This is a genomic window from Aquibium sp. ELW1220, from assembly GCF_030398385.1.
GTDB lineage: Bacteria > Pseudomonadota > Alphaproteobacteria > Rhizobiales > Rhizobiaceae > Aquibium.
In genome coordinates this window covers 20,856-36,227 of sequence record NZ_JAOAOQ010000042.1, presented here as the reverse complement: position 1 = coordinate 36,227, position 15,372 = coordinate 20,856, and the positions used below count along the sequence as shown (strand labels likewise).

General features: G+C 67.6%; 13 protein-coding genes. All 13 read right to left on the bottom strand.

Annotation, left to right across the window (positions count from 1 at the left end; all coding sequences use genetic code 11):
• Positions 1–3: 3 nt before the first annotated feature.
• The gene (locus tag N1F91_RS25635) at positions 4–834 is read right to left on the bottom strand and encodes a CoA ester lyase (protein WP_289996368.1); all 831 of its coding nucleotides are present in this window, start codon (positions 832–834) and stop codon (positions 4–6) included.
• Between the two features lies 1 nt (position 835).
• On the bottom strand, positions 836–1,294 hold the full coding sequence (locus N1F91_RS25630) for a MaoC family dehydratase (RefSeq protein ID WP_289996366.1): 459 nt from the start codon (positions 1,292–1,294) through the stop codon (positions 836–838).
• A 2-nt stretch (positions 1,295–1,296) separates the two neighbouring features.
• Positions 1,297–3,264 carry a biotin carboxylase N-terminal domain-containing protein gene (locus tag N1F91_RS25625; protein WP_289996365.1) on the bottom strand — a complete coding sequence of 656 codons (1,968 nt, stop codon included), beginning with the start codon at positions 3,262–3,264 and terminating at the stop codon, positions 1,297–1,299.
• A 2-nt stretch (positions 3,265–3,266) separates the two neighbouring features.
• Positions 3,267–4,868 carry a carboxyl transferase domain-containing protein gene (locus N1F91_RS25620; protein WP_289996364.1) on the bottom strand — a complete coding sequence of 534 codons (1,602 nt, stop codon included), beginning with the start codon at positions 4,866–4,868 and terminating at the stop codon, positions 3,267–3,269.
• Positions 4,869–4,893: 25 nt separating this feature from the next.
• A complete protein-coding gene (locus N1F91_RS25615; RefSeq protein WP_289996363.1) occupies positions 4,894–6,126 on the bottom strand; it encodes a hypothetical protein in 1,233 nt (410 codons plus the stop codon).
• On the bottom strand, positions 6,123–6,920 hold the full coding sequence (locus tag N1F91_RS25610; RefSeq protein ID WP_289996362.1) for an ABC transporter ATP-binding protein: 798 nt from the start codon (positions 6,918–6,920) through the stop codon (positions 6,123–6,125). Before N1F91_RS25610 ends, N1F91_RS25615 begins: the two co-directional genes overlap by 4 nt.
• Positions 6,921–6,943: 23 nt before the next feature.
• Positions 6,944–8,137 carry an ABC transporter substrate-binding protein gene (locus tag N1F91_RS25605; RefSeq protein WP_289996361.1) on the bottom strand — a complete coding sequence of 398 codons (1,194 nt, stop codon included), beginning with the start codon at positions 8,135–8,137 and terminating at the stop codon, positions 6,944–6,946.
• 51 nt (positions 8,138–8,188) lie between these two features.
• Complete coding sequence (locus N1F91_RS25600) at positions 8,189–9,235, bottom strand: branched-chain amino acid ABC transporter permease (RefSeq protein ID WP_289996360.1); 1,047 nt, start codon at positions 9,233–9,235, stop codon at positions 8,189–8,191.
• Between the two features lie 4 nt (positions 9,236–9,239).
• A complete protein-coding gene (locus N1F91_RS25595) occupies positions 9,240–10,139 on the bottom strand; it encodes a branched-chain amino acid ABC transporter permease (RefSeq protein ID WP_289996359.1) in 900 nt (299 codons plus the stop codon).
• Positions 10,136–12,088 carry an AMP-binding protein gene (locus N1F91_RS25590; protein ID WP_289996358.1) on the bottom strand — a complete coding sequence of 651 codons (1,953 nt, stop codon included), beginning with the start codon at positions 12,086–12,088 and terminating at the stop codon, positions 10,136–10,138. Before N1F91_RS25590 ends, N1F91_RS25595 begins: the two co-directional genes overlap by 4 nt.
• Positions 12,085–12,873, bottom strand: coding sequence for an ABC transporter ATP-binding protein (locus N1F91_RS25585; RefSeq protein ID WP_289996356.1), 789 nt, complete (start codon positions 12,871–12,873; stop codon positions 12,085–12,087). Before N1F91_RS25585 ends, N1F91_RS25590 begins: the two co-directional genes overlap by 4 nt.
• A gap of 127 nt (positions 12,874–13,000) precedes the next feature.
• Entirely contained in the window at positions 13,001–14,164 is a 1,164-nt protein-coding gene (locus tag N1F91_RS25580) for an acyl-CoA dehydrogenase family protein (protein ID WP_289996354.1), read from the bottom strand.
• A 64-nt stretch (positions 14,165–14,228) separates the two neighbouring features.
• Complete coding sequence (locus N1F91_RS25575; protein WP_289996353.1) at positions 14,229–15,338, bottom strand: IS4 family transposase; 1,110 nt, start codon at positions 15,336–15,338, stop codon at positions 14,229–14,231.
• Positions 15,339–15,372: the final 34 nt, after the last annotated feature.

The window sequence follows — 15,372 nt, the reverse complement described above, 5'->3', positions numbered from 1 at the left end:
GCTTCACAGGACGCCCAGTATGCGACGCGCCCGGGATGCGTGCGGGGCATCGACCATGGCGCCATCCACTACCGCCACGCCGTCTCCGGACGCTGCCAGGGATGCAAGGACCGCCTCTGCCCAGCGTAGCTCCTGCGCGTCCGGACGGAAGACCGCATTGATGACTTCGACCTGCGCCGGATGGATCGCCGCCTTGGCGTCGAAGCCGTCGCGCCTTGCCTGCTCGGCTTCCCGCCGCAGGTCGTCGAGGTCGCGGAAGGCGGTGTGGACGGCGTCGATGGCCAGCACTCCGGCCTTCCTCGCCGCCATCAGGCAAAGGTCGCGTGCAAGTCGGAACGGTCCGGAATAGCTCCCGTCCGGACTGCGGTTGCCGGTCGCGCCGAGGTCCGCCGCAAGATCCTCGGCGCCCCAGAGCAGGCCCTTCAGGCGCGGATGACGCCAGTCGGATGCGGCAAGCGACAGCACCGACGCCGAAGTCTCGGTGGCCACGGCGAGGATGCCCGGCGCCGAGGAGCCGCTGTCCAGCCGCTCCGCGATCCGCGCCACGTCGTGCGGTCCCTCCGCCTTGGGCAGCATGACGAAGTCGGGCCGGAGCGCGCGGACCAGCTCGATGTCGCCCTCGCACCAGCCCGTCTTCAGGCCGTTCACGCGGATCGCCGTCGCAGGTCCCTCGCCATGCGGCGCACGGTGACGTGCCAGCGTCTCGCGCGCCTCCTCCTTCATGGAAGGGCGGACGGCGTCCTCGAGGTCGAAGACGACGACGCCAGCCCCGCTGGCCCGTGCCTTCCGGAACATCTCCGGCCTCGAGGCCGGCACGAACAGGAGCGAGCGCATGTCAGGCGGCCGCAGGCTTCATCCGCATCAGCGCCTGCCGGTCGCAGACGCCGCAGACGACGCCGTCCTGGTTGAGCGCCTCGTGGCGGAGCGTGACTATGCCCTCGCCCGGGCGCGACCGGCTTTCGCGCTTCGCAAGCACCGTGGTGCGGATCCGGATCGTGTCGCCTTCGAACAGCGGATGCGGAAACTTGACGTCTGTCATGCCGAGGTTCGCGACGGTCGTTCCGAAGGTGGTGTCGTTGACCGACATGCCGACCATCAGCCCGAGCGTGAACAGGCTGTTGACGAGCGGCCTCTTCCAGACGCTGTTTGCCGCCGCCACGTTGTCGATGTGCACCGGCTGGGTGTTCATCGTGAGCAGCGAGAACCATTTGTTGTCCGCCTCGGTGATCGTGCGGGTCCACTCGTGCTCGAAGATCCGCCCGGCTTCGAATTCCTCGAACCACAATCCGGCCATCGCTAGCTTCCTTCCTGGGGTATGATCTCGATAAGCATGGCGCCTGTCGCCACGACGTCTCCGATCGCTTGATGGATCTTGCCGATGACGCCGTCCGAAGGCGCCCTCAGCGTGTGCACGAGCTTCATCGCTTCCATCTGGATGAGGTCGTCGCCCTTCCTCACGAGGTCGCCCTGCGCGGCGAACAGGGCCGTCACGACGCCCGGCAGCGGCGCCGCGAGGCGAGTGCCGCTCGCGTCGCCGGCGCCGTCGGCGGGCGGCTTCTCGATTGCCAGGCCGACGTGCACATGGACGGCGAGGCCGCCGGCGGCGGCCATGACGACGTCCCCCTCCACCGCCGAGATCAAGCCCTCGGGCACTGCCCTGCGGACGCCGTTGGCCGTCTTCGCGACGAGGCCGGATGGCCCGCCGAAGACGGTCACGGCCGTTTCGGCGCCGTCGCGGGAGACAGCCAGTTCCACCTGCGCGGGACGGCGCTGCCCCATGACGCGGAACCCGCTTGCGCGCCGCCACGGATCGGCCGCGTCGCCCATATGCGCTTCGACCCATGCGATCGCAGCGGCCCCCGCCAGGCCGTCGATCTCGGCTGGATCGGGAACCCAGCCGCCGGGGAAGGCTTCCGCGAGGAAATCCGTCGTCAGCGTTCCGTTGAGGAAGGCCGGGCGCGAGACGCAGGACCGCAGCATGCCCGCGTTCGTCGCGACCCCGAGAATGGCGAGGCGCGCGAGCGCTTCGTCCAGGCGGGCGACCGCGGCGGCGCGGGTGGCGCCGTGGACGATAAGCTTGGCGACCATGCTGTCATAGTGCACCCCGATCTCGGAGCCTTCGGCGATCCCGGTGTCGAAGCGCACGCCTCGGGGCACCGAAAGCCGCTTGATCCGCCCGGTCGCCGGCTGGTAGCCCAGCTCCGGCCGCTCCGCGGCGATCCGCGCCTCGATCGCATGGCCGCGCTGGCGGATTTCCTCCTGCCGCGCCGGCAGGGACTGGCCTGCGGCCACCATGATCTGCCATTCCACCAGATCGATGCCGGTGATCGCCTCGGTCACCGGATGCTCGACCTGCAGGCGCGTGTTCATTTCGAGGAAGTACGGCTCGTCGGCGCCGGCCTCCATGATGAACTCGACCGTTCCAGCCGAGCTGTAGCCGATGTTCCTGCCAAGCTTGAGCGCGCGCTCGTAGAGCCTGGCGCGCACCGCGTCGGACAGGTTGGGGGCGGGGGCCTCCTCGAATACCTTCTGGTTGTTGCGCTGGACCGAGCAGTCGCGCTCGAAGAGGTGGACGAGGTTGCCGTGTTCGTCGCCGGCGAGCTGGACCTCGAGGTGGCGTGGGCTCGTGACGAGCTTCTCGAGCAGCACGCTGCCGTCGCCGAAGGCGGACAGGGCCTCCTGCTGGGCCGACTGGAGCTGCTGCGCCAGCTCTGCCTCGCCATCGACGCGGCGCATCCCGCGGCCGCCGCCGCCGGCCGACGCCTTGATCAGGACCGGGTATCCGATGAGGCGCGCCTCCTTCAGCAGGCGCTCCGGCGACTGGTCGTCCCCATGGTAGCCCGGCACGGTCGGCACGCCCGCTGCCTGGGCGGCCTTCTTGGCCTCTATCTTCGACCCCATCGCCGCGATCACGCCGGCGGACGGCCCGATGAACACGAGGCCCGCTTCGGTGCAGGCGCGGGCGAAGGCGGCGCTCTCGGACAGGAACCCGTATCCTGGGTGGACGGCGTCGGCTCCGCTTGTGCGCGCGGCCTCGATGATCGCCTCGATCCGCAGGTAGCTTTCGACGGCGGGCGCGGGTCCGATGCGGATCGCTTCGTCGGCGATGCGGACATGAAGCGCCCCCGCGTCGGCGTCCGAATGGACGGCGACGGTGCCGATGCCGAGGCGGCGGCACGTGGCGAAGACGCGGCAGGCGATTTCCCCGCGGTTTGCCACGAGGATCCGGTTGATCGGCCGGGGAGCGGTTGCGAAGCGGCTCATCATCACATCCGGTAGACGGGGCGGTTGGCCTGGATCGAAGGGCGCATGGCGCCGGTCGCGAGGCACAGGGCAAGCACGGTCCGCGTGTCGCGGGGATCGATGATGCCATCGTCCCAGATGCGGGCGGTGCAGTAGTACGGGTCCGACTTGGACTCGAACATGTGGCGAAGGTCGGCTTCGTAGGCGGCGAGCTCTTCGACTGTCGCTGCATTGCGCGATATCGAGGCCCGCCGGAGGTCCATGAGGACCGAGGAACCGACGTCCGGGTTCATGCCTCCCAGCCTGGCGTTCGGCCACATGAACATGAAGCGGGGGCGAAAGCCGCGGCCGCTCATGCCGTAGTTGCCGGCGCCGTAGGATCCTCCGGTCACGAGCGTGTAGCGCGGCACGCGCGCGTTCGACACCGCATAGACCAGCTTCGCCGAGTTCTTGGCGATGCCGCCCCGCTCGGCGTCCGACCCCACCATGAACCCGGTGGTGTTCTGCAGGAACAGGATAGGCACGCTACGTTGATCGCAGAGCTCGATGAAGTGCACGCCCTTGAGCGTGCTGTTGGAAAAGAGCACGCCGTTGTTGGCGATGATGCCGACCGGCAGGCCTTCGATATGGGCGAAGCCACAGACCAGGGTCTCTCCGAAGAGCGGCTTGAACTCGTGGAACTCGCTGCCGTCGACGATGCGCGCGATGATCTCGCGCTGGTCGAGCGGGCGCGTGAGGTCGGTTCCCACCACTCCCGGGAGGTCGGCGATATCGTAGAGCGGCTGGCTCGCCATGCGGACGTCGCCCGACAGCGGCTGCGCGTAGTTCAGCGCGCCGACCATGTCCCGGAGCCTGGAAATCGCCTCGCGCTCGCTGGCGGCGTAGTGGTCCGCGACGCCCGATACCGTCGCGTGCATGGCGGCGCCGCCGAGCGTGTCCCGGTCGACGACTTCGCTGATCGCGGCCTTGACGATCTGCGGCCCGCCGAGATGGATCGACGAGTTCCCGGCGACCATGACGAATTCGTCGGCGAGTGCGGGAATATAGGCGCCGCCGGCCGTGCATTCGCCGAACACCGCGGCCAGTTGCGGAACGCCTTCGGCCGACATGCGGCACTGGCGGTAGAAGGTTCCGCCGAAGTGCTCCTGGTCGGGGAAGACGTCCTCGAGGTTCTGGAGGTTCGCGCCGCCGCAGTCGACGAGATAGACCACCGGCAGGCGGTTCTCCCATGCGATATCCTGCGCCCGGATGTGCTTGCGCACGGTCTCCTTGTAGAAGGAGCCGCCCTTGACGGTCGCGTCGTTCGCGATGATGACGCAGGTCACGCCCCGGACCGTGCCTATGCCGGTGACGATGCCGGCCGACGGCAGGCTGTTTCCGTAGATGCCCCAGGCAGCGAGCGGGGACAGTTCCAGGAACGGCGTCAACGGATCGACCAGCAGGTCTATCCGGTCGCGCACGAGCAGCTTGTCGCGCTGGTGGTGGCGCGCGATCATCTTCGCTCCGCCGCCGGCGAGCGCCCACTCGTACTTCTCGAAGAGGTCCGCCAGCAGGGCGCCATAGGCGCTCGCATTGGCGGCGAACGACGGGGCGTCACGGTCGATCTGGCTTTTCAAGACTGCCATGTGGCGGCTCTCGCGGAGGTCGGGGTCATCTGGTTGCTTCCGTTGTCGGGACGGCGTCTTCGGCGATCGGTTCGAGGTGCGTGAACTTGTCCTGCGACGGGACGGCAAGGAGGTTGTCGGCCCGCAGCCTCGTCAGGGCCCTGAAGCGGTCCGCGACCGTCTCCATCGAGAAGGCCGCATCCGGCGCAGCGAGCAGCTCGAGCGATATCGCCTCGCGATGCCCCGAACGGTCGACGCGCAGCCGTGCCTCGAGCACTCCCGCGACCTGGTCCGCCAGGGCGCGCAGGTGATCGGGATAGACGAAGATCTCGCGGATTTTGCGGGCCGCCCCGACGCGCCCCTCGAGGGGCGCCAGCCTTTCCACGCCTCCGTCGGGTGCGAGTTCCATCGCACGGCCGAGGTCGCCTGTCCCGAACCGGATCAGCGGCCAGCCGGGCGAAAGGGTCGTCACCACGATCTCGCCCGCTTCGCCGCAGGGCAGCGGCTCGCCGCTGGCCGGATCGCAGATCTGGACGTAGCGATCCTGGTGGATCCGGTAGCCGGGCTCGCCTTCCACCTCGTAGCCGATCAGGCCGAAATCGGCGGTTCCATAGATCGACCATGTCTTCAGGCCGTATCTTTTTTCGATCGCGCGGCGCTTTTCGCTCCACGCGCCGAACTCGCCGCCGAGAAAGGCATGGCGCAGCCCCCAGTCGCGCGGCAGCGAGCGTCCGGTGGCGGTCAGCCGCTCGGCCAGCGTGGCGAAGAAGGCGGTGCTGCCCAGGAAGACGGTCGGCTTCAGCGACACCAGCAGCTCCGCCTGCAGCTCGCTGTTGCCCGTGCCGGCGGGGATGACCGTTGCCCCTGCCGCGCGAAGCCCGCGGTCGAACAGAAGGCCGGCGGGGACGAGATGGTAGGCCCAGGTGTTGAGGGCCAGGTCGCCCCGCCCGATGCCCGCCGAGCGGAACGCCATGTCCATCCCATGTCCCCCGGCGTCGCATGCAGGCGACGGTTCGCATATGGGCCCCGGCGACACGTACACATGCGCAAGGTCGGCGATGTCGCAGGCGAGGAACCCGCCGAAGGGCGGGTCGGCTGCCTGCAGCGCGATCAGCGCCTCCTTCTTGAGGACCGGCAGGCGCGCCAGCGCAGCCTCGTCCGCGATCGCGTCCGGATCGATCCCTGCCGCGGAGAAGCGTGCCGCAAGCGCGGGAGCGCGCCTGGCGGCTTCGGCGTAGACGGTCCTGATACGCGCGAAGCGTTCGTGCGCCTGGGTCATCCGAGCCACCGCTTGCGCCGCCTGTAGTGCTTTATGTTCTGGAAGCGGTTGCGTCCCTCCGCGCCGGCATAGCCGAGATAGAACTCCTGGACGTCCTGGTTGCTTTCAAGCTGTGCGCGGGTGCCGTGCAGGACGATCCGGCCTCCGTCCATCACGTAGCCGTAGTCGCACTGCCCGATCGCGGCGCGCGCGTTCTGCTCGACGAGCAGGATGGTCAGGCCTTCCTCGCGCTTGATGCGGCCTATCGCCTGAAAGAGCTGCTCGACGAGTATCGGGGCCAGCCCCATGGAAGGCTCGTCGAGGATGAGGAGCTTCGGGCGCGCCATCAACGCCCGTCCTATCAGCAGCATCTGCATCTCACCTCCAGAGAGGTAGCCGGCCGTCCGCCTCAAGAGGTGAGGCAGTCTCGGAAAGTAGCCGTAGACGCGGTCGAGATCGCCGGCGACGGCCTTCTGGTCGGTGCGCCGGTGCGCGCCGACCAGAAGGTTCTGCTCCACCGTCAGGTGTTCGAGGACCTTCCTGCCCTCCAGCACCTGGACGATGCCGAGGCCGAAGATGCCGGCGGGGTCGCCGTTCGTGATGTCGGCGCCGTCGAAGGCGATCTTCCCGGCGGTGACCGAGCCGAGGTCGGAGTGGAGCAGGCCGGAGATGGCCTTCAGCGTCGTCGTCTTGCCCGCTCCGTTGGAGCCGAGCAGGACGACCATCTGCCCGTCAGGCACCTCCAGGTTCGCCGAACGGAGAACCTGGATCACGCCGCCATACACGACGTCGACGTTGGATAGCGACAGGCCCATGCGCTTGCTCCATTCCTGTCAGGTCACCACTTCTCGAGCGCGGGCACCGCCAGCCAGCCGCTGCCGATCGCCTCGATCCTCCCGTTCTTGACCACTTCGGCTGTCGCCTTGATGTCGCCGACGGGGAAGGGAGCCGTTTCGTCGAAGTCGAGGGTCGGAAGGGCGCCGAGAAGATCCTCCTCGGTGAAGGTGTTGCCGAGCAGGGCGGCCCGCATCGCCTCGCCCGTGACGTTGTCGGCGCCGACCTCCGCCACCGCCTTCTCCAGAACCCGCAGCGCCAGGAGCGCCTGGGCGGCGGACTGGGCGGTGATCAGGCCCCACTGGCCGTCCTTCTTGTGCTCCTCGTAGACCTTCTCGATCGCGAGGTCCGGCCGTTCCGGCGCGGCGAAGGAGAAGGCCGAGAAGGAGCCTTCCAGATCGGCGAGATCGATGCCCTTCGCGACTTCGGTCAGGCCGTTGTGGGTGGAGGCGATGATGGGGATCCTGACGTCCAGTTCTCCCATCGCCTTGGCCGCGGCGATGACCTGCGCGGTTGTCCCTCCGACAAGGAGGACGTCCGGATTTCCGGCGGCGAGCGTCCGGACATTGGCGGTCAGCGATACCGGCGCCGTTTCGGCCCACTGGGTGTCGAGCACCTCGAAGCGGTCGGGGTAGGTCTCGGCCAGCTTGCGGACGCCGTTGACCTGGTCGACGAAACCCGCCTGGTTCTGCGTGCTGATGGGGCCGATGACGAGCTTCGAGCCCTTCTCTTCCTGAAGATGGGAAAGGAGGCCCGCGAACTCATGGCTGTAGGTGGGGCGGATCGAATAGTGCCAGCCGTCCGGCACCCAGACGAGTCCCACCATGGCGGTGCCGATCAGCATCGGCACCTTGTCGTTGGGCAGCCGCTTCATCAGGGTCACCAGGTCGGGGGAACCGAACCCGAGATGGATGATCGGCTTGTCGGACGACAGGATCGAGGGCCAGGTCTTGGCGATCTGGGCCGAATCGTAGCGCATGTCGTAGATCTTGACCTGCACGTTGACGCCCAGCTTTTCGCCGACTTCCTCGTTCCACCAGTCCGCCACCGCGTTGATGCCGGACATGGCGTTGGGCATCACGTCGGCGAAGGGGCCGGAATAGTCGGAGCTCGCCGTGATCACGTAGTCTGCTGCGGATGCGGTCAGGCTGGAGGCCGCGAGCAGGGCGGCTGCCAGTATGCTCCTCTTGTACGTCATGTCTTCCTCCCTTTGTATCGGCCATTGCGGCCGACCGTTGCTGGCCGCCCGTCAGTTGCGCGGAAACGGCCAGAGCTGGAATGCGGTCCGGAGCACCGACCAGCGGTGCGCGAGGCCGCGCGGTTCGAAGATGAGAGCGGCGAGAATGCAGCCGCCGAGCGCCACCGAGGTCAGCGCGAAGAGGACGCCCCCGCTCGCGCCGGACTGCATCAGCGTGTTGGCGACGTGGTGCAGGCCTTCCTGGAGCAAGGTGATGAAGACGACGCCGAGGATGGCGCCCAGCGGACTGTGGGCGCCGCCGACGATCAGCATTCCGAGGTACCAGACCGAGGCGAACAGCGTGAAGCTCGAGACTGTCACGAACTGCAGGAAATAGGCGGTGCAGGCGCCGGCCACGCCGGCGAAGAGCGAGCCCACGAAGAAGGCGAGCAGCTTGGTGCGGAAGACCGGCACGCCCATGACCTCGGCGACGACGTCGTTGTCGCGCACCGCTAGCATCGCTCGACCGAAGCGCGATCGGTGGAGGTTGAACGCGGCGACCGTCAGCAGTGCCGTCAGCACGAACGTGAAGTAGTAGAAATGGACTGGCGCGCCGAGAACGAGAGCGCCGATCCTGGCAGGCTCGACCGACATGCCGACCAGCCCGCCGAGCCAGTGCATCGGCAGCGCCAGGATGACGATCGGAAACACGACCTGGGCGGCAAGCGTGGTCAGGGCGAGGTAGAAGCCCTTTACCCGTGCCGCCGGCAGGGCAAAGAGGATCGAGACCAGGCCGGTGACGAGGGCGGCGAGCGGAATCACCAGGTAGAACGGGATGCCGTACTCGGAGAGCTTGGCTGCGGTGAAGGCGCCGACGCCGACGAAGGCGGACTGCGCCACGTTGATCTGGCCTGCCATGCCGACGGTGACGTAGAGGCCATAGACCGCCATCAGCGTGATGAACATGTGGGTGAAGACGCCGAGCATGTAGGGGCCGGCGATCACCGGATAGGCGAGCAGCCCCGCCACGAGCGCGACAAGCCAGAGCCGCGAACGCTTCGTGCGCAGGACGCGCGCGTCATGAGCGTAGGCGAGCGAGTGGATTCCCGTCGGAAGCATGGACTCAGAGCCTCTCGATCTTTTTCCAGCCGAACAGACCCTGCGGACGGACCAGCAGCACCGCGATCATCACCGCATACGGCAGAACGCCCGATGCCGCGCCGTTCGTGAGCGGGTCGAGATAGGCCGTCGCCATTGCCTCCCCGACGCCGATCAGGATGCCGGCCAGCGGCGCGCCGCGGATGGATTCCAGTCCGCCGAGAAGCGCGACGGGCAGCGCCTTGAAGCCGATGGCCGCGACCTCCAGCGAGACGATGCGTCCGGACAGGAGCACCATCGCCGCGAAGGTCGCCACCACGGTGCCGAGGATCCAGGCGACGGCGATGGCCCACCGGACCGAGACGCCGAGGGAAAGCGCGATGTCGTGGCTTTCGGCCACTGCCGCGAGCCTCAGTCCCTGGCGCGTCCGGGTGAAGAAGGCATGCAGGCCGAACGCGAGGACGAGCGTGAAGGCGCCGCCCAGGAACAGCCGCGTGTTGACGAGGAACGGTCCGATCATGAACCCGCCCTCGGGGAAGATGACGGGAAACGACCGGGTCTCGGCGCCCCAGACGATCTGGGCCACGCCTCGCAGCAGGATGAGGAGCGCGACGCTGGCCATGAAGATCGCGAAGGCAGGCTGGCTGATGAGCGGCCGGAAGACGAAACGCTCCAGCGCCAGCCCCAACAGGATGCAGGCGCCGAAGGTGACGGCGAGCCCGACCGCCAGCGGAACCTCGTAGCCGGCCTGGCTGGCGCCTAGCGTGAACGTCCACAGGAAGAGCGCGCCGAAGACAAGGATCTCGCCCTGGGCCAGGTTCACGATACGGGACGCGCGGTAGATCACGACGAAGGAGATCGCGACGAGGCCATACACGAGGCCGACGAGCACGCCTTCGATGAGGATCTGAAGAAATCCGGTCACGGCTGGTCCCCCATGCGGTTGAGGGCCACGGTGGCGCGCAGCGCGCTCGTCGTGCCGTCCTGGTAGCGGATCTCGACCGTCGTCTCGAGCGAGGCGTCGCCGCGGTAGAGCGCCTCGATCATCCCGGCGTAGCGCTCGTGGATCTGCTCGCGCCGAAGCTTGCGCGAACGGGTCAGCTCGGACTCGTCGGCGTCGAGTTCCTTTGGCAGGTTGGCGAAGGCGGTGACGCGGGCGTGCGGGTCGACGAGCAGGTTGACGCGGCCAATGGCGTCCGCGACCTCCTGGCGGATCGCCGGCAGCTGGCTCAGTTCCGGAAACGTCCCGTAGGCGAGGCCCTTCAGCTCAGCGAAACGGCCGGCGATCTCGGCATCGATGTTGATGAGGGCTACGACACGGTCACGCGTCGCGTCGCCTATGACGATCGCGTCGCGGATCATCGGGGAAGCCCGCAGGTGGTTCTCGATGAACTGCGGCGGATAGCCCAGGCCATTGGACAGCTTCCGCAGGTCCTTGATCCGGTCGAGGAAGATCAGCTCGCCGTTCGCGTCGACGCGAACTGCGTCGCCCGTGCGATAGCCTTCGTCGCGGGTGCCCATCTCGGCAGTGGAGACGTCGTCGCGCAGGTAGCCCTCGAAGGCGAGCACGCGCAGGCGAAGCTGCCCGTCGTCGTCGATCCAGCCTTCGATGGGACCCGAGATGGTCGGGTCCGAGGGCATCAGCGATCCCATGGTGCTGGGATTCTTGCTGCCGGGCCGATGGGTCGAGATCAGGCCGACCTCCGTCGAGCCGTAGAGGTTGCCAAGGGGAATGCCGAAGGCGCGGAACCGTTCGAAGAGTTCGGCCGAGAGGCCCGATCCCCCGGACAGGACAGCGCGGGCGCGCGTGAGGCCGAGAAGCTCGCGGATGCCCGACAGCACCAGCCTGTCGGCGAGCGGATGGAGGACCGTGCGGCCCAGCCAGCCCTCGGAGCCCTGTACGCGCCGCCTTCCGCGCTCGACGCCCCACCGGTAGAGCATGCGGCGAAGCGGGCCTGCATCCATCATGCGGGCCTCGATGTTCGAGGCCTGCATTTCCCACTGGCGCGGGGTGAACATGAGGAATTCGGGGCCGATCTCGCGCAGGTCGCGCTGCACGGTCTCGGGCTTCTCCGCGAAATGGACGACGAGAGGGGCGAGCAGCGGCAGGGCGACGCCGAAGAACTGCTCGGCGGCCCAGGCGGGCGAGATGTAGGAGAGGTAGTTGCCGCCCGGCCTGACGTCGAGCGCGCCCATCAGGCGGTGGGCGTTGTCGAGGATGAAGGCATGCGAGAGCATGGCAGCCTTCGGGCGCCCGGTGGTTCCCGAAGTGTAGCAGTAGACGGCGACGTCGGAAGCGCTGCCTCTCGCGATCTCGGCCTCGACCCATGCGTCGTCGCGGTAGCCGCGCGCGGTCTCGCGGACCGTCTCGATGGAGACGAGGCGGGGGTCTCCGTAGTTCCACAGGCCCCGCCCGTCCAGATAGACCACCCGGCGGATGGATGGCGTCTCTTCGGCGCAGGCCAGGATCTTGTCGACCTGCTCCTGGTCCTCGCCCATCACGATCGCTGCGCCGGAATGGCCGAGCGCGTAGCCGAGCTCGCTGGCGGTGGCGTCGGGATAGATGCTGACCGTTACCGCGCCTATGGATAGGGCGGCGAGTTCGAGGAGGTACTGCTCCTCGACGTTCTCGGAAACGAAGGCGAGCACCTCTCCACGCTCGAGGCCAAGCGCTGCCAGGCCGCGGGAAAGAAGCCGGACCTCCTCGTGGACCCAGGCCCAGGAGCGGCCACGCCAGACGCCGGCGCGCTTGGACTTGAGCGCGATGCGGCCGCCGAAGTAGCGGGCATTGTCACGCAGGAGCTGGGGCAGGGTCCGGCCCTCGGCCTGACGGCCGGTCTGGACGACGTCGGCGCGGAACACGTGCCGGGTCATCCGTCCGCCCCGCCGAGATAGGCGTTTACGACGCGCGGATCGGCCGAGACTTCCGCGGGGGTCCCGGTGGCGATGACCTCTCCGAAATCGACGACCGTCACCTGGTCGGAAATCGCCATGACGACCTCCATGTCGTGCTCGACGAGGACGACGGGGATGCCGAGGCCTTCGCGGATGTCGAGGATGAAGCGGGCGAGGTCGCCCTTCTCCTCGGTGCTCATGCCGGCCATGGGCTCGTCCATGATCAGGACCTTCGGCTCGAGCGCGAGCGCGCGGCCGAGATCGACCCGCTTCCGGTAGCCGTAGGACATGTCGCCGACGACGGCGTGGCGCATCTCCTCGAGTTCGAGGAAGTCGATGATGGTCTCTGCCTTCGCGGAGAATTCCTCCTCCTCGCGTCGCACCGCGCCCCAGTAGAAGAGCGCGCCGAGGAAGCCGGTCTTCATGCGGCAGTGGAAGCCGGACAGGATGTTCTCGCGCGCGGTCATCGACGGATACGTCTGGATGCCCTGGAAGGTGCGTCCGATGCCGAGCGCGGCGCGCCGGTGCGGCGAATGCGCGGAAACATCCTCGCCGCGGAAGCGGACCGACCCGCCCTGGGGCCTGTAGAAGCCCGAGAGGCAGTTCAACAGGCTCGACTTGCCGGCGCCGTTGGGGCCGATCACCGCGTGGATCTGCCCTTCCGCTACGCGAAGGGACACCGACCGCAGCGCATGGACGGCTCCGAAGCGCAGGCTGAGCCCCTCGGCTTCCAGCACGGCCTGTCGTTCTCCTCCCGGCTTCAAGGCGATATCCTCCGTCCCGGCGCCCGTGCTGCGGACGCTCGCTGTTCGTTTCCAGCCGATCTTTCGTCGGTCATCCAGTCGTCCGGCGCGGTTTCATCCGGGCCGTCGGGGACCGGTTCGAGACGCCCTAGTTGAACGTCACGTCCAGTCCGCATTCGCGGGCGATGAGCAGCGTCTGGATCTGGGAGGAGCCATCGCCGATCGTGCAGATGCGGTTGTCGCGCAGGTAGCGCGAGACGGGGCAGTCATCCATGAAGCCCCAGCCGCCATGGACCTGGATCGCCATGTTGGCGACTTCCGAACCGGTCTCGGTGGCATGCAGCTTGGCCATCGACAGCGCCATGAGGTCCTCGCGGCCCTCGTCGACCTGCCAGGCCGCGCGGTAGGTCACGAGCCTCGCGCTGTCGACCTTCAGGGCCATCTTGGCGATCATTTCCTGGATCAGCTGGAGCCGCCCCAGCGAACCGCCGAAGGCCTGCCGCGACTTGGCATAGGCGATCGAGTGGTCGAGGCTTGCCTGGGCGAGGCCGAGCGAGCAGGCCGAGAGGAAAAGGCGCGCCGCCTGATAGCCCTTGTGCAGCACCCAGCGGCCGCCGTGCTTCTGTCCGACGATCGCGGTCTCGGGCAGCTGGCAGTCGTCCAGATGGAGCGGTCGCGTGTCGGAGGAGCGCCACCCCATCTTCCGGTACTTCTCGCCACGCGTGTACCCCGGCGTGTCGTTCGGCACGAGGAAAAGCGTATACTGCTTGCGCGGCTCCTCCCTCGGGCTGGAGACGCTGAGAATGAGCGTGAAGGAAGAGATGTCGGTGCCGGGGTTCGTGATGTAGGCCTTCTCGCCCGTCAGGGACCACACGCCGGAGCGGATCTCCGTAGCCCGCGTCTTGAAGCCTGCGGTGTCGCTTCCCGCGTCGGGCTCGGTCCCGGCGATCGAGCAGATCTTCCTTCCGGCGACGATGTCCGGCAGCCAGCGGCGCTTCTGGTCCTCGGTGCCGAACCGGGCGACCGTCATTCCCGTCGCGATCGACACCATGGCCGACACGGCGATCGACTGATCGGCGCGCGCAAGCTCCTCGATCGCCAGGACCGCGTCGAAGACGCCCATGCCCAGGCCGCCATGTTCCTCCGCGAAGGGGATCGCCATGACGCCGAGGTCGCCGAGCCTGGTGAAGAGTTCCGTGGGGAAGACGGCGTCGCGGTCGAGTTTCTCGGCCAGCGGCGCTATCTCGGCCTGCGCGAATTCGCGGATGCGTTCCTGCAGTGCCTTCTGGTCCGGCGTCAGATCGAAATTCAAGTCTTCCTCCTCTCGCGTGCGGTCCGGCGTTTCCTCCCCCGGACCTCAAGTATCCCCTCATTCATTATCCGACGGCGAGGACGGCGGCGGTGAGGTCGTTTTTGCGGATCAACGCCTGGAAGCGCTGGATCAGGGCGTATAAGTCTGGCTCCGGCATGTTGGGAATGGCGTCGTAGTAGAGGCAGCCCTGGCGGAACAGGGAATGGACGCGGCGCTTGACGGTGTTGCTTTTGAGAAGGCGGTCCATGCCGAGCGCTTCGCCGGCGCCGCCGAGCAGCGTCAGCAGCATGACGGCGATGGCGCTGATCAAAAGCAGCCTGTCGCGCCGGTGGGGATCGCCGACGCGCGCCGCGCTCAAGCCCATGCCGAAGCGAAGGTCCTTGGTGTCCCTGAACTCGGGCTCGATGCTCCAGCGGCGGGAGTATGAGTTGACGATCGCACGCGCCGTCGCCTGGCCGTCGCTGGCGGCCAGGTGCCAGGCGTCCTTCATGCCCTTGGCGTGGACGCAGACGACCGCGCCGACTTTGTGTTTTTCGCGCGAGATTTCAGCGTCCGCGAGCTTGCGCGCCCGCCCGCCGATGCCGACCCAGTCCCTGGCGCGGCGCGTCTGGCCGCCGGCTGCGGTCACGTAGGTGTCGCCGCGAAAGCGGATCACATAGGCAAAGCCCAGCCTGGTGAGAAGGCCAAACAGCTTGACGTCGCCGAAGCCACGGTCGGCGAGGATCGTCACCCTGGTTGCCTCGGGCAGCGCCTGCTTCAGGCGGACCAGACACGCGTCCTCGATGTCGTTGCGCTTTCCGGTCAGTTCGGCCTTGAACACGGAAAGCCACAGCAAAGGCTGGGCGCGTCCATGCCGGGTGACCAGGCTGAGCACCAGCGTCGACTGATCGTCGGCATCGAACTCGGTCCAGTCCATGGCGACGACGATATCGCGGCTGGCGCCGATCGCCTCCTTGATCCAGAGCGGGAACAGCTCCCACACATCGATGCCCTGGTTGCTCAAGAGACGGTCGACCTGCTTGATCGCATGCTTGGCCGACTTGCCGCGCGCCTGCGCCAGCGCCTGACCGATGACGGACACCGCCAGCGCGGCGCTCGTCATCACCCCCAGCACGGCATTCGCAAGCGAGCAGACGCGCTTGACGTGGAGGTCCGAACCGAACAGAGAAGTCAAGTAATTTTCAATGAATTCAGCTCGTTGCGCACTC

Coding starts and splice junctions, on each gene's coding strand:
- N1F91_RS25635 (WP_289996368.1), bottom strand. CDS start 834: ATGCGCTCGCTCCTGTTCGTGCCGGCCTCGAGGCCGGAGATGTTCCGG.
- N1F91_RS25630 (WP_289996366.1), bottom strand. CDS start 1,294: ATGGCCGGATTGTGGTTCGAGGAATTCGAAGCCGGGCGGATCTTCGAG.
- N1F91_RS25625 (WP_289996365.1), bottom strand. CDS start 3,264: ATGAGCCGCTTCGCAACCGCTCCCCGGCCGATCAACCGGATCCTCGTG.
- N1F91_RS25620 (WP_289996364.1), bottom strand. CDS start 4,868: ATGGCAGTCTTGAAAAGCCAGATCGACCGTGACGCCCCGTCGTTCGCC.
- N1F91_RS25615 (WP_289996363.1), bottom strand. CDS start 6,126: ATGACCCAGGCGCACGAACGCTTCGCGCGTATCAGGACCGTCTACGCC.
- N1F91_RS25610 (WP_289996362.1), bottom strand. CDS start 6,920: ATGGGCCTGTCGCTATCCAACGTCGACGTCGTGTATGGCGGCGTGATC.
- N1F91_RS25605 (WP_289996361.1), bottom strand. CDS start 8,137: ATGACGTACAAGAGGAGCATACTGGCAGCCGCCCTGCTCGCGGCCTCC.
- N1F91_RS25600 (WP_289996360.1), bottom strand. CDS start 9,235: ATGCTTCCGACGGGAATCCACTCGCTCGCCTACGCTCATGACGCGCGC.
- N1F91_RS25590 (WP_289996358.1), bottom strand. CDS start 12,088: ATGACCCGGCACGTGTTCCGCGCCGACGTCGTCCAGACCGGCCGTCAG.